10 protein-coding genes and 1 other annotated feature are annotated in these 15516 nt (G+C 46.3%); of the genes, 5 read left to right on the forward strand and 5 right to left on the reverse strand.

The features are described from left to right. Positions 1-10: 10 nt before the first annotated feature. Entirely contained in the window at positions 11-586 is a 576-nt protein-coding gene (locus BLR06_RS03985) for a ComEA family DNA-binding protein (protein ID WP_092068576.1), read from the reverse strand. 210 nt (positions 587-796) lie between these two features. Next, on the reverse strand, positions 797-3280 hold the full coding sequence (gene leuS, locus BLR06_RS03990; protein WP_092068579.1) for a leucine--tRNA ligase: 2484 nt from the start codon (positions 3278-3280) through the stop codon (positions 797-799). A gap of 139 nt (positions 3281-3419) precedes the next feature. Further along, positions 3420-3628, reverse strand: a binding site (T-box leader). 150 nt (positions 3629-3778) lie between these two features. Here leuS and BLR06_RS04000 point away from each other — a divergent pair. Continuing rightward, positions 3779-4168, forward strand: a complete 390-nt coding sequence (locus BLR06_RS04000) for a hypothetical protein (RefSeq protein WP_092068586.1) — start codon at positions 3779-3781, stop codon at positions 4166-4168. A gap of 190 nt (positions 4169-4358) precedes the next feature. Here the strand turns inward: BLR06_RS04000 and BLR06_RS04005 are convergent, their stop codons facing one another. Beyond that, complete coding sequence (locus BLR06_RS04005; protein WP_092068589.1) at positions 4359-5039, reverse strand: cytochrome c biogenesis CcdA family protein; 681 nt, start codon at positions 5037-5039, stop codon at positions 4359-4361. Positions 5040-5043: 4 nt separating this feature from the next. Next, positions 5044-5574: a TlpA family protein disulfide reductase gene (locus BLR06_RS04010; RefSeq protein WP_092068591.1), complete on the reverse strand. Its 531-nt coding sequence runs from the start codon at positions 5572-5574 to the stop codon at positions 5044-5046. Positions 5575-5678: 104 nt separating this feature from the next. On the opposite strand from BLR06_RS04010, the gene lgt reads away from it, so the two are divergent. The 4 genes from lgt to BLR06_RS04030 all read left to right on the forward strand — a co-directional run bounded on the left by lgt (position 5679) and on the right by BLR06_RS04030 (position 10130). Next, on the forward strand, positions 5679-6464 hold the full coding sequence (lgt, locus tag BLR06_RS04015; protein ID WP_092068594.1) for a prolipoprotein diacylglyceryl transferase: 786 nt from the start codon (positions 5679-5681) through the stop codon (positions 6462-6464). A gap of 110 nt (positions 6465-6574) precedes the next feature. Beyond that, positions 6575-7231, forward strand: coding sequence for a response regulator (locus BLR06_RS04020; RefSeq protein ID WP_092068597.1), 657 nt, complete (start codon positions 6575-6577; stop codon positions 7229-7231). Positions 7232-7425: 194 nt separating this feature from the next. Further along, complete coding sequence (locus BLR06_RS04025) at positions 7426-8808, forward strand: FAD-binding oxidoreductase (protein WP_092068600.1); 1383 nt, start codon at positions 7426-7428, stop codon at positions 8806-8808. A gap of 2 nt (positions 8809-8810) precedes the next feature. Next, complete coding sequence (locus BLR06_RS04030; RefSeq protein ID WP_092068604.1) at positions 8811-10130, forward strand: (Fe-S)-binding protein; 1320 nt, start codon at positions 8811-8813, stop codon at positions 10128-10130. A gap of 650 nt (positions 10131-10780) precedes the next feature. Here BLR06_RS04030 and BLR06_RS04035 read toward each other — a convergent pair. Further along, positions 10781-15505, reverse strand: coding sequence for a trifunctional glycoside hydrolase family 18/polysaccharide deacetylase/glycosyltransferase family 2 protein (locus tag BLR06_RS04035; RefSeq protein ID WP_092068607.1), 4725 nt, complete (start codon positions 15503-15505; stop codon positions 10781-10783). Positions 15506-15516 lie beyond the last annotated feature (11 nt).

Raw genomic sequence — 15516 nt, forward strand, 5'->3', positions numbered from 1 at the left:
GAAGCAGAGCTTAAATCCCGATCCGGTCCTTCATTTTGTTATATTTGCTTTCGCCAATGCCCGGTACTTTTTTCAGGTCTTCAATTGCACTGAAATTACCGTTAGACTCCCGGTATTGAATGATTTTCTCAGCGATCGACGGACCTATACCCGGAAGTCTGTCCAATTCCTGTGCCCCGGCAGTATTGATGTTTATTCGCTCTGCTGCCGGCCCGGCGGTTTGGCTTTGCTCAGCGCCGGCAGTATTACTTTTGGTATCCCGGGCCGGTACATGAATTTGCATGCCGTCCCTGAGCGGCTGCGCCATATTTATCTTTGCGGCATCGCCAGTTGGCAGCAGGCCGCCGGCTCCGTCAATTGCGTCCAAAACTCTTGCTCCGGACGCAAGTCTGATTACCCCCGGGTGATTAACCGCACCGCTTACATAAACGATCAGTTCCGGCCCTGCTTCAGTTAATACAGCTTCATTAGAAGAATGTTCAAACTCGCGAACAGCTGTTTTTTGCCAGTAATGATAGGCACTCACGGCCACAACCAGGGCTGACAGCCCGATGATCAGCCAAAATCTCCCTTTATCTTCCACCATATATTTACCCCCTCAGTGCTGCACCAGTACTAGTAAATAATGGTATTTTCTCCTTCAATGTTGTAAAATCCTATGATATTGAACACATCAATAAAAAAAACCGCATTCCGCGCCTTAGCGGCAGAACGCCGCAGGTTGCATCAGCAGTTTTTTCCCCGTTGTAAGCCGCCGACAAGAGGTTCGGCGGCTTTCCTGTTTTCACAGCATTGCTTACTTGACCACAATATTCACAAGCTTTTGCGGTACACAAATGACTTTAATAATCTGCTTGCCGGCAGTGAATTCCGTAACTTTTTCCTGCTCCAGCGCTTTTTTCTCCAATTCGCTTGGCGTCAAGCCTGCAGGTACGACAATTTTATCACGAACCCGGCCATTGATCTGCAGAACAATTTCTACTTCCGCCAAAATAACGGCTTCAGCGTCAAAGGCCGGCCAGACCTGCTTATGAACACTGCTGTCCGCGCTGACCACCTGATGCCATAGCTCTTCGGCAATATGCGGCGCAAACGGCGCCAGCAGTTTTAATAAGGTGGCGGTGACTTCCCGCAGCAATCCCGCATTCGCCACAACAGACTGTTCTTTAGCCGCATACATGGCATTGACCAGTTCCATAATCGCACTGATTGCCGTATTGAAGTTAAATCTGGCGCCGACGTCCTCAGTAACCCTTTTAATCGTAATGTGCAAAACTCTGCGCAAATCTTTTTCTTCTTTGCTCAGCAAACTGTGGTCATAATCATCGTCTGCGCCAACCACCGTTTTTTCATAATAATCAACAATCCGCCAAACCCGTCCCAAAAAGCGGTAAGCCCCTTCGACCCCTTGCTCACTCCACTCCAGATCGCGCTCCGGCGGAGCGGCGAATAAAATAAACAGTCTGGCGGTGTCCGCGCCGTATTTGGCAATGATTTCTTCCGGCGAAACTACATTGCCTTTGGATTTGGACATCTTGGAACCGTCTTTAATAACCATGCCCTGGGTTAACAGATTTTTAAACGGCTCATTAAAGTTTACCAGGCCGGCGTCCTTCAGCACTTTCGTAAAAAACCGCGAATACAGCAAATGCAGTATGGCATGTTCAATACCGCCAATATACTGATCAACCGGCATCCAATAATTGGCCTTGGAGGAATCAAACGGCGCATTGGTATTACGGGGATCGGTATAGCGCAAATAATACCAGGAAGAACAAATAAACGTGTCCATTGTATCGGTTTCCCGCCGGGCGGCTCCGCCGCATGACGGGCAGGTACAACGAACAAAAGCTTCCACCTGGGCCAAAGGAGAAACCGAACCGGTATCAAACCGGACATTGTCCGGCAGCATTACCGGCAGCTCGGACTGAGGCACCGCTACTACACCGCAATGGTCACAATAAATAACCGGTATTGGCGCGCCCCAATAGCGCTGACGTGATACCAGCCAGTCGCGCAGCCGGTAATTCACCCGGCGTTTGCCCAGAGACCGCTCTTCCAGCCAGCCGGCAATCGCTGATTTGGCCGTTTCATTATCCAGTCCTGAAAACTGGCCTGAATTTACTAAAACGCCCGGACCGTCATACGCCCCGGTCATATTTTCCAGACTGGCCTGGCCCTGCTGCCAGTCGATCACCAATCGTTTGGGCAGGTTATACTTTGAGGCAAACTGCCAGTCGCGTTCATCATGCGCCGGAACACCCATGACAGCGCCGGTGCCATACTCAATCAGCACGTAATTTGCCACCCAGATCGGCACTTGTTCCCCGGTAAAAGGATGAACTGCATACGAACCGGTAAACATGCCGGCTTTTTCAAATTCGCTTGAAGTACGGGCAATTTCGCTCTGATTGCGGACACTTTCGACAAAATCGCGAACCGCTCCCGCATTCGGTTTGCCGGCGATCAGTTTCTCAAGCAAAGGATGTTCAGGCGCCAAAACAACATAGGTTACGCCAAACACCGTGTCCTGGCGGGTAGTGTAAACCGGGATTGTTTCGTCAAATTCCGGTACTGTAAAGCTGAATTCAGCACCTTCACTGCGGCCAATCCAGTTTTCCTGCATCGTTTTAACCCGCTCCGGCCAGCCCTTCAGCTCATCCAGATCCTTAAGCAGCCGGTCGGCATAGTCAGTAATTTTAAAGAACCATTGCTCCAGTTCTTTTTTGATTACCACAGAATCACAGCGCCAGCAGTTACCCTCAAGTACCTGCTCGTTCGCCAGAACGGTATTGCATTTGTCACACCAGTTTACAGCCGCCTTTTTCTTATAAGCCAGACCCCGTTCGTAGAACAGTAAAAACAGCCACTGCGTCCAGCGGTAATAGTCCGGATGACAGGTGGCGACTTCGCGGCTCCAATCATACGATAAACCGATTTCCTGCTGCTGGCGCCGCATATTCTCAATATTTTTCCAAGTCCATTCCGCCGGCTGGACGCTATTTTTTATGGCTGCGTTTTCAGCCGGCATACCGAAGGCATCCCAGCCCATCGGATGCAGCACATTATAGCCCTGCATCGCTTTAAACCGGGCAACGACATCGCCAATTGAATAATTGCGAACATGTCCCATATGTAAATTTCCTGAAGGATAAGGAAACATCTCCAGCACATAGTATTCCGGACGCTGACGATTAAGCTCGGTCGTAAACGTGTGTTGTTCCAGCCAATACTTTTGCCATTTCGCCTCAATCTCTTGCGGAGCATATCTCTCATTCATTGATTAGGTAACCTCCCTGTTGTAATCCAGCACTTTTCTTGCCCTTTTGGGCCCAGGATTGTACCAAGCTCAGGATTGCCTTCAGCAAGTCAGAAGCAAGCCGTTCCGACCATATAAGCAAAAAAGCCCCATGGCCGATGCCAGGGACGAGATTTCTCGCGGTACCACCCTGTTTGATGACAAATACACTTGTCAACCCTCTCTTGATCGATAACGCCAATCAGCGTCAGTTGTTTAAGCAACTGCTCCTCCGCAGCGAGTTCAGCTTTATGTTGTATTGGCTCGCATCAACCGCCAATTTTCTGACAGCCACCATTAAAGCCTACTGATCTGCATCACCGGATTAATAAAGGCATTACCTGATCTTCTATGCAAAACCCAGTCAGAATGCCGCTTATTTAATTATATCGCAGGTGCCGTTTAAAAGTCAACTTAACGAAAATATGCTGTTCTATATCGAAAGCGCCAGCATAAATTAAACTATTGAGGAGGTGTATTATGTATAAACTGATTATCGGCAATGTAAGAGTTACTGTATCAGAAGATAGCATCGAGCGAATCCAGGCTACCACAGCTGCCCGGCAGGCAATCGTCGCTGCCGGGCAGCAAGGCAAACTGCTAAGCCTTGTCGAGGTATATTTAACTGACTCCGGATTGGATGTAAAAACAACCGAAAAAACAGGCAGCGCCGTCACCAGAAAAACCATTAAACAAAGCATGCTGGATGGCATGCATTTGGCAATTAAAGAAAAATTGTATCCATCCGGTACCTTCAGCAACAGGGACAGCTGGTATGACAGTGATACCGGCCAGGAATGGCGCGGGGTTGAAGTCGAGGCCGCCCGCAGTGATCTACTGGCAAAATTTGAAGATTGGCTGAAAAGTTGATGTAAGGTAAGGCTGGTTGTTATTTTTGCGCCGGCCTTTTTTATGCCATAGTCCACCAAGTCTAAAGCTATAGGATGAATTGCGCCAAGAACACTGTAGATTTGGGGAAGGTGGACTACCAGGTACCGTCAGCTAAAACTAATTTGCAGATTTTGCTTATTTCTCCTATAATATATAATATTAAACAGAATCAGGCCACAACTCCAATCAGCTTAATCCATACATTAAAATACAATAAAATACCGGTGATTAGGATAACCACGCCGGCGGCCTTTTGAATGTACGGCAGTAAATGCGCAGCCTTTTTTAATCTGTCACGAATTTGATTGAGCAGTACAGTCAGCGCTAAAAACGGAATGGCAAAACCGGCGGCGTAGGCCAGCAATAAACCAATGCTGATTTTTAATGATGCGGTTGAACCTGCATACAGCAAAACGGTTGCCAAAACAGGCCCAATGCAAGGCGTCCAGCCGGTGGTTATCGCGGCGCCCAACACAAACGCGCGAAAACAACCAGCCAGCTGCCCGCTGCTAGGCAAAAGTGGACGGTAATCACGGTTAAGCCCGGAAAACGAAAAAAGTCCAGCCAGCTGTCCGCCCATCATCATCATAAAAATAGCGGCGAATTTCCGAATGAATTCCTGGTATTGGCTAAACAACTGCCCTAACAGCGATGCAGTGGCGCCCATTACAATAAAGACCGCCGTAAAACCTCCCAAAAAACAAACGGCATTCATGACGACCTTGCCGCGCCCGGTTGCAGTGCCGGTTAAACAGGCGGCATAGCTTGGCAGCACAGGAATGACACAGGGCGACAGTACTGAGACAATACCAGCCGCAAAGGCTGCGGCCAGGGAAACATTTTCCGTCATTTCATCACCCCTGCAGTTTTCCGATTACCGCTTCCAGCTCCTGCCGGGTTATACTGCCGGCCTTCCGGTATCGGACGATGCCGTGCTGGTCCGCAACTAACGTGGTTGGTATTGCATTTATTCGAAAAATTTTGGCAACAACAGCTTCCTGATCAAGCAATACGGGGAACTCATAGTGATGCTGTTGAATAAATTCGTACACTTTAGCCGCCGGCTCCTGAATATTTACCGCATAAAACCGGATCTCCTGCCGATGCTTCAGAAAGAATGCATTTAAGCCCGGCATTTCCTCGCGGCATGGCGGACACCAGGTCGCCCAGAAATTAATGACAGTAATGCTTCCCGGCTGGCCTACCGTCACTTGCTGCCCGTCAAGGCCGGTTAAAGTAAAAACCGGCAGCCGGCTGTCCACTGTAACTCCTGTATCAGCCTGCATCTGCATCTGCGCCGGTTTAAAAAAATCAATTAATGTATAACCTATGAAACCTGCAATAACCAGCAGCCCGATGAGGCTGCCCCATCTGCGTTTATCCATGGCTGTCCCCTCTTTTTTGTTATTTTGCCGGACAAGCTGCTGCCATGATAAACTGACAGCAAAAACTATACTATATTCTATCAAATTATTGTTTGGGAGGCTATATGCATCAGTATCTTTTCTTTATTGGTGATTTTCCAATCAGAGCTTACGGTCTTATACTAAGCCTAAGCATTATTTTAGCAACCGGTACTGCCTATTTTTTAGCTAAGCAGGACGGCCGCTGGCATAGCCACGTACCTGACATGGGCATTTACTGCGGCCTGGCCGGTATTGTCGGCGCGCGGCTGTGGGATGTATTTTTTTTCGACTGGGACTATTACAGCCAGCATCTGCTGGAAATTCCGTTTGTCTGGCAGGGCGGCATGGCCATCCAGGGCGGCGTAGTCTTAGGCGTACTGGCCGGCTATATTTATACCAAACGTCATAAAATTGATACCTGGGCCTTTGCCGACATCGTTGCACCGGCGATTATCCTGGGGCAGGCGATTGGCAGGACGGCCAATTTGCTCAATGGGGATGCCTTTGGCCAGCCTACCGGCGGCGGCTTTGGGATTATTTATCCGGCTACAACACTGGCTTACCAGGTCTATGGCAACCAGCCGCTTTGGCCGGCTGAAGTATTTGAAGGTCAGCTGGATATCATTATTTTTGCCATACTGCTGATGTTTCGTACAACCGCTCATGCCAAAGGCCAGGTATTTATTCTGTACGCCGTCCTCTATTCACTGGCCCGCTTCTTTTTAGAATTTATCCGCGGTGATTACGGTACGCTTATGTTCGGTTTAAAATCGGCGCAGCTGACCAGCTTGGTTGTCGTCGTCATCGGCATCCTGCTGTTTATCTGGTGCGGGTTCAACAAAAAGCAGGCCGGCCCAAAACTGCCCTGACTGCCTTTTTATCATTATTTTAAGCAACAAAATAATTATTTTATTTACATTAAGCTTACATTAAAAGGAAATCTATGATACAGTTTTAGTATATTTGGAGGCGTTTTTTTATGAACAAAATCCGGATTATCATAGCTGACGATCACGCCGTCTTAAGATCAGGACTTAAAGCGCTTCTCAGTTATACGCCGCAGTTCGACGTTATCGGTGAAGCTGGCGACGGTATGACTGCGATTAAAATGGTTGAAGAGGTTCATCCTGATGTCTTAATCCTGGATCTTTCCATGCCCGGCATGAATGGTGTTGAATGTATCAAGGAATTGCGGTCTCGTGGCCTGTCCTGTCGTATTCTGGTACTGACAATGTATGATGACGAAGAATATATTAAGGAAGTCATGCGCGCCGGAGCAGATGGCTATGTTTTAAAAAAATCGGCTGATACTGAGCTGATTGAAGGAATTATTAAAATTTATTCCGGCAAGAAATATCTTAATGAAACCATTTCACAAACCCTGATCAACAGTCTGCTGAAAACTTCCACCAATGAGCCGGAAGGGGCAAATCCTTACAAATTGCTTAGTATCAGGGAACGGGAAGTTCTACGTTTTCTGGCGAAAGGATACACCAATAGTGAAATTGCTGAAATGCTTTCACTCAGCCCCAAAACAATCGATACCTATCGCTCACGGATTATGAGCAAATTAAATGTCCGCAAGAAATCAGAATTAGTAAACTACGCAATGCAGCACAAGCTTATTCATACCTGAAACTTCCGCTGCATCAGCCAATTGCTCAGGTTAAAATACTGCCGTAAGAAATTTCACCTTGTAATGTAGGTGTATTTCTTACGGTATTTTACATTGAATGCCCAACTTTACTTATGTGTGCAAAAAGGATAGAATTTAAGACAAATAATAATTTTTTCAATATTATTAATTTTAAGCAGAGGGGTATGAAAAGAATGCAAAACACCCATATTGAGGCTTTAAAGAAAATTGTGGGCCAGGCCAATGTATTGACAAGCCCGGAGGATCTTTACACTTATTCTTATGACGCTACACCAGGCCATGCTCACATGCCGGATGCTGTTGTCATTCCCGCCACAACCCAGGAAGTTTCAGAAATTATGAAATTAGCCAATACCAACAAAATACCTGTTTATACCCGTGGTTCCGGTACCAACTTAAGTGCCGGAACTGTTCCAACTAAAGGCGGAATTGTCCTTTTAATGACCCGCTTTAATAAAATATCGGAAATTGATTTGGAAAACCTGGTAGCCAGTGTTGAGGTTGGCGTAGTTGTCGCCGATCTGAATGATGAAGTTGCCAAACATGGTCTGATTTATCCGCCGGATCCTGGTACAGTGGCCACTGCAACCCTTGGCGGTACGATTTCGGAGAATGCCGGCGGCTTGCGCGGCCTGAAGTACGGTGTTTCCAAACATTATGTTATGGGGCTGGAAGTAGTTCTGGCCAACGGCGATATTATTAAGACCGGCGGTAAAAATGTCAAAGACGTTTCCGGTTACGACATGACAAAATTGTTTACAGGAGCTGAAGGCACGCTTGGTATTCTTACCAGAGCCATCGTAAAACTGGTTCCGGCTCCTGAAGCCAAAAAAAGCATGATGGCTATTTTCAGAGATCTTGATGACGCCGGTAAAGCCGTTTCGGGGATCATTGCGGCTAAAATTATCCCGGCCACCCTGGAAATTCTGGATAATGCAACCATCCGCACCGTTGAAGATTATGCCAAAGTCGGCTTGCCGCTTGATGCTGAGGCCGTACTGCTCATTGAGGTTGACGGCATACCCGAAGTAGTTGAAAAAGAAGCTGCAAAAGTCATGGAAGTGCTGAAAAACAACAATGCCGCTGATGTGCAAATTGCCAAAACTGATGCCGACCGCGATAACTTATGGGCTGCCCGCCGGGCTGCATTGCCGGCTTTAGCCAAACTTCGCCCGACCACGTATGTTGAGGATGCAACCGTTCCGCGGAGCAAAGTTCCCGCTTTCCTTAAAGCAGTAAAAGATATTGCGGCCAGAAATAATGTCACAATCGGTACTTTCGGCCATGCCGGTGATGGCAACATGCATCCGACAATCGTATGTGACCTGCGCGACAAAGAAGAGATGGAACGCGTTCACAAAGCAATGGACGAAATGTTTAAAGCCGCAGTTGAACTTGACGGCACCTTGAGCGGTGAGCATGGCATCGGGTTAGGCAAACTGCCTTGGATGGAATATCAGCATGGTCCCCAGGGCATGAATGCCATGAGAGCCATTAAACGCGCACTTGACCCCAATCTTATTTTAAATCCTGGTAAATTAGTGGGAGAGTGTTAACTATGACTAAAGAAAAAATTTCAGCAAGCGATATCAACGCTCATGACAAAGAGCTGTTAAACGATTTGCAGGATGCTTTAGCCAACTGTATGAAGTGCGGCAACTGTATGGCAGTCTGCCCGATCTACAAGGAAACCGGCCGTGAATCTTCGGTGGCCCGGGGCAAGCTTGCGTTAATGGAAGCGGTGCTTAAAGGAGCGCTGCCGATTAGCTCGGCCTTCGACACGGTCATGGCCAAGTGTCTGAATTGCAAGTCCTGTACGTCTAAGTGTCCTTGCGGCGTAAAAGCTGACGAGCTCATTTTACGCGGTCGCCAGGCTGCCGTTAAATCCCGCGGCCTGCATCCCATTAAGAAAAATGTTTTTCGCTTACTGCGCAACCGACAGTTGTTTGACTTTGCCCTTAAAATGGGCGGCACCTTCGGTCCTCTTACCTTCAAAAAAATCCCCGGTAAAATGGCCGCCGTATCCCGTTTCCCAATGCCGGGAATGGATGCCAGCCGGGCCACTGCGCCCATATCGCCTTCGCCTCTGCGCAGTCAATACCCTGAAGTTATTCCAGTCGCTAACCCAAAAATGAAAGTTGGCTTCTTCACCGGTTGTACCATCAACTATATGTATACCGATGTCGGCGAAGCTGTGATCAATGTTCTGAAAGAAAACAATGTGGAAATAGTCATTCCGAAAACTCAGCATTGCTGCGGCACTCCGGTTTATGTATCAGGGGATATTGATTTAGCGAAAGAGATGGCGAAAAAAACCATTGAAACATTTGAAAACTACCAGGTTGATTATATCATCGGCGCCTGTGGCTCTTGTACGGAAGCACTGAAAGAGTATCCCCACTGGCTCCAGGATGATAAGGAATGGCAGGCCAGAGCCGAAAAAATTGCGAAAAAGACTTTTGAAATCAGTGAGTTCCTGGTAGACGTGCTTGATTTCCGCAAAGACACACTTGGCCCTGTAAACGCTACAGTAACCATGCATGACCCCTGCCATATGGTTCGCGGCTTAAAAGTAACCAAACAACCGCGGGCAGTATTAAAAGCAATCCCCGGTCTGAAGTTCGTTGAAATGAAAGATTGCGACCGTTGCTGCGGATCAGGCGGTTCATTCAGTCTGGCTAATTATGAGCTGTCCCGTAAGATCAATGATAAAAAAGTCGCCAATATCGCCGGTACCAAGGCTGATATTGTTGCAACCAGTTGCGGCACCTGCCGGATGCATCTCCAGGATGGCATTCTGCAAAATCATATGAATCAGGATGTTGTTCATACTGTACAGCTTTTAGACAAAGCTTACCGGGCCGGTAAACGCACTTAAACTATACGGAATAATGAGACGCCAAATTTTGTTATGTTATGCTTCTACCTGTGCCTGTGAACTTGCTTGTTATTTTTTCTATTAGGCAATAACGCAAAGCATGTTCGATTGCTAAAATCAGTTTTCAACCTCTCTACTTCAAGAAAAACCCCGGTTATGCCCAATGTCATTAAGTTAAAAAAATACAATATTATCCAAAAGAGTAGAGTATCCCAAAAGATACCCTGCTCTTTTTTTGAAGAAAAACACTTGACAAATAGCGAGAAACATGTTATCAAACCCCTTGGATGACCAGATTTTAAGAGGCTTTACCAAGTGAACGAATATCCCAATACCGTAAAACAACGCCTGACTTCGCTCATAAACGAAATGTCAGAATCTCCGGCTCTAACACCGCCATTACTTCGTCCAGATCGGACGGACGAGTGCAACATACGCTGCAAAACGCTGTCAGCTTCATTTATAGGGTAGCATAGTTTGACGGATTTGAATAACCTTTTAAGCCGATTTAACTTAACTTAATGACATTGCGGCTATGCCGGTTTTTTTCTTAAGCGGGCGTAGCCCTGCAATCTTGTCCGCCTAAATAGCGTTTTACGGGCGTCACATTCGCTAGGGCTCTTGCTACCCTGTAAACGTCTTCTACCCTTTTAAATTGAGGTTTGGACATTGATCGCTCCCAGTCTTTTTAATTTGTTCCAATTCAAGGGCTTTCCCTTAAAGGCATTAATCAGCGACAAAACAATCATTAAAAACATAAAGTATCGGTAAAAAATCTTCATAGGAATAACCCACATCAAAGGCTTCAAACTTTCTCGCTCTAAACGGAAAGCAAAAACCGTAGTCCCTAAGTCCAGAAGTATGAGCAAACAATACAGAAAAACGATACGGTAGCTGGTTCCGCTGAGTAACTGCCACAGAATCATGATATCAATCGCCGGAACGATGAGCTGGTATAGCACGCCATACAGCCACGAATTGGTGAGGGTTACGAATTGCACCCATTTATTCCTGGCCTTGACCAACAATTTTTTATTTTTCCACAACACCTGTAAAATGCCAAAATACCATCTCACCCTTTGCCGATACAAATCCTTGACGGTATCAGGGGCTTCGGTAAACGCCAGTGCCTTTTCTTCATAGATCACCTTGTACCCATTTTCCAAGAAAGCAATCGGCACATCAGTATCTTCGGCAATGGTATCCGTGCTGAATTTTCCGGCTTCCATGAGATAGGATTTCCGCCAGGCGCCATTGCATCCTGGTACGACAATATTGGCGTGAATTGCCGAATAAGCCCTCCGCTCCAGATTAAAGGAATAAACGAATTCTATATGTTGAAAAAGAGCCACAATTCTATTACGGTTGGTTACTTTAATATTGCCGGCCACTGCAGCCACCTTGATATCCTGAAAATGACGGACTAAATATTTCATGGAATCTTTGGTCACCAGGGTATCAGCGTCAACCGTAATAACAATCTCACCACTTGCCTTTTCCAGCGCATAATTAAGGGCTGCAATCTTTCCTTGGTTAGTCTGCTGGAAAAGTTTTATTCGCGGCTCGTCCCCAAAGGTATTCCGGATGAACTCGTAAGTGTCATCAGTTGAACCGTCATCTATAACCAGGATTTCAAAATCAGTATAGCTGCTATTCAGCAAATGGACAAGCGTATTGCCAATGACCACGTCTTCATTATAGGCGGCTATCAGGACGCTTACTCTCGGACGGTATGCATCATCAAACGTCAGTTGTTTCTGACTTTTTTTGTGTTTTAGAGCCAATAACAGGAAGATAAACAGGCGCAATATGCCTAGCAAGATGGCAACCGGTCCCACTATTTGAAAAATACTGCTGGCAAAAGCGTACAAAGAAACCAGACTGCCGCCGAAAGTCTGAATTAATCGCATATGAGCTATTTGGGGAGGCATCACTTCCCCGCGAGAGACTTGGAGCATATTGGATAAGCTAACACACTGATAATTCAGCCGCTGCAGTTCATTTATGATACCGGCAAACGATCTGATATTGTCGTGGTGCTCTTTATAAACGCCCGGCAAAGTCAGCACCTTCCTGTATCTAAGATCTTCCTCTGCAGGCAGGACGATGGCTTTATTCATTTCATCCATAACATGAGCAAGCTTGAAAGTATTGTCAACCATTATATATCCTTCAGCCTGCAGCGCCTGCAGCGAAGTCCATACAGCCTCATTGTTAATATGATCCCCTACAGTATCCGGCAGTTGATAAAAATGAGTCCTGCGCCCTGTAATGGTTTCGATTAAATATTGGGTCAACACCCTTTCCAGTTTCCACTTATCCGGACCATCAGTGAATTTTCTATTGGCAGAAGAAAGAATGCCCAACTCGTGCCCTTCTTTATATATCCGTTTAACCAAACCCGGGTATTGCAGCGTATTTTTTCCAGTGAGGAAAAACGCCGCCCTGATTTTATAGACCTTCAGCATATCCAAAATGGCCGAAGTCATTTTGGGATCAGGGCCGCCTTCAAAGGCCAATACTATTTTTTTATCCTGTTTTTGAATCATTTTCAATTGAAAAGGTACGGGCGGCAAATACTCCACATCATAAATAAATTCCAGTCCCGTTGTTTTAAGCACCCTTTTTCCAGATTTGCCGGCAATCGCTTCTTTTACAATATTGCCCGGTTCGATAACAGGTTGCTCTGGTATCGGAATGGTCTCCACCCCTTGCCCCGGTGTTCCTTGTTTCAGGTCTCTAATAACCTGCCATACAGCCGGATCCTCCGACCCAACACGCCATAAAGCGACTCCGGCCGTCCCTTTGGCCGCTGCCATCCGGGCTGTATTATGAAAGGTAGCGCTGTCGAGAAACCATACCTCATGCCCGATCCCATCCTTTTCATACTGAAAAAAAGGATTACACGACACCACATCCCATTTTATTGGGATTCCATGAGAAGCTGCCAAACTCATCGCTTCATCGTAGCTCAATACCTGGCCGGCCTGATCAGATGAACGGCTCCAATCGTAACCGTAATTGCCAATGCAGACAATGGTTTGTTCCGGCGGCAAATCCATTGTGGCCAGCATTCTGTATATCCATTCGGAAGATGCTACAGCCGACGACATAGTGGCAAGATTATGCTCGTCATAGAGCATATAGAAAAAGTAATCTTCATATTCCGCCAGTACCGGGTAATCGAAAGCCTTGTCAAAAACAGCTACATCCTGGGTTACCAGAAGACCGCTTTTATGGAATTTTGCGCTTACTTCCTTGATAAAAGCAGACCAGTGTTCCTTGTCGTCTTCTTTTACGTTTTCAAAGTCGAAATTGATGCCGATATAGCCATTGGCTATAATATCCTGATACAATTGCTCGATCAATCTGGTTCTTTGCCTGGTGTTGGAAATCAAGCGATGAACCGCATCGCTACTCCATTCTCCATTCACATAGTTATGAATTAGCGGCATAATACCTTTGCCGTTGCTCTTCACCCACGCATCGGTTGCTTCTTCTTTTCCAATAACTAAATTCCCGCTTGCATCCAGACTGTACCAGCCAGGAATCAAAACATCAATATGATTAATATTCTGTTTCAGTGACCGCTTGTCGTTTTCCCTGCCCGGCGCATAGAAGGCAAAAAAAAGCATTGTATTTTCCGCTGAATTATTTTCTAAAGTTTTTAGCATTTCATCCCATTTGTACTGCCTCGATGTAAAATTGGTGTTGATATGTCGAACAAATCCCTGCTCGTCAAGCCATACGTTTTTTCTGATATATGAAATATTTTTTTGGTCCGTATTCAATAAAGGAGCATGATCCGCAATCTGGACGATATCTTTTGTGAACTTCCAGATATTCGGGTCCTCCAATCCCATCTGCAAAAGGGCTGCACCAGCCATCCCTCTATCCCAGGCCATTTTTATTTCATTAAAAAAAACAGCGCTATCTGCAAACCAAATCACGCGTTCCTTTTGATTTTCTTTGTAAGCTACATAAGGATTGCGGGAAACGGGATCCCACTGCACCTGTAAGCCATGGCGCTCGGCAAAGTCAATTACCTGGGAAAAAGCAAGCTGAATGGCTTCTCCCTTTCGGGTTATGTTCCAATCATATCCACATGCGTTCAAACCGATTATAGTTTTTTCTAAAGGTGTTGCAATTGTTTCAATCCACGATTTCGTCCATGCAAAGGAAGCGACGGGCCCAGCTTCCGTAAGACTACTGTGTTCCTCCGGAATAACCAATACGATATAATCCAGCCACTCAGCCAAAATGGCATGATCGTAGGCAGTATCTTCACCCGGCAATACAGGCACATTTTGAGTTACATATAAGCCTTCGTGGTGAAATGCGGCAGCCAGCTCTTGAATAAATCCGGTTAAAGCCTCCCGGTCTGTTGGATACAAGTCAATAAAATTAACATTAATTCCCCAATAACCATTGTTCTTTGCGTCAACGCGCAGTTGCCGAATCAGGTCTTCCCTGGCAGCATCTGAAATGAGGAGTTGATGAACGGCGTCCGGGTCCCACTTACCATTGCGAATGTTATGGATGGTAGGCATAATTTTGATCCTGTTGCTTTTTAGCATTTCATCAATTTCGGCCTGGACGCTTGTTACCACTCTGCCGTTTGATGCCAGAGAATACCAGTCGGGAACAACAACGTGCATATTAGAGATGTTTTCTACCAAATGCGACCGACTCAAACCTGAATGCTGCTGATAAAAAGTAAAAAACTGTTTGGCTGAGCCATACTGAAACGGAGTTTCCCAGCCTCGCCAATTTTGACTCTTTCCCGTTTCCACCGCTGCCGGGTCAAACGCAGTTTTGGTCACAGTCAAAGGTCTTATCCTGCTTTCATCAAGTTGTGAAAAAGGCAAGTGAAAAGGGGATAAATGACTGCCTCCGGCCAACAGACTCATACCTAACAACAGGCCGGACAGCAAAAACAAAGGGGTAACAACCCACTTGCACAACTGGAACAAGGTTATCCGAACATTTGTATGATCAAAAAATATAAAATCTCTTTGTTTTTCCATTAAATTGTTTTGCAAAAAATGACGGTAATATTGCCAAAACAAGAGAATAACCGCCAAGCTAACTGCCATTCTCACTGGCATACCACCCCATAGCGCGAATGCCGGATCACCCCATGTCTGATGCTGTTCCACCACAAGGTACACTAAAGCAGAAAAGGTAAATGAAGTAAACATCCCCAGCAGTAAGGGGATTACGCCCAGGGGGAAGAATATTAAAACGCCAAGAATCCAGGGATTTATATCATAAGCGATTACCCCTAGAACGCTTCCCAGGACAGCAAAAAACGCCATAACGTAATGATTTTGCCAATGGACCGCCTGCGGCAAGCGTTCCCAAAGCTGCTTCATATATCCTCCTT

Origin of the sequence: Dendrosporobacter quercicolus (assembly GCF_900104455.1) — a bacterium.
GTDB classification, from domain to species: Bacteria; Bacillota; Negativicutes; order DSM-1736; family Dendrosporobacteraceae; genus Dendrosporobacter; species Dendrosporobacter quercicolus.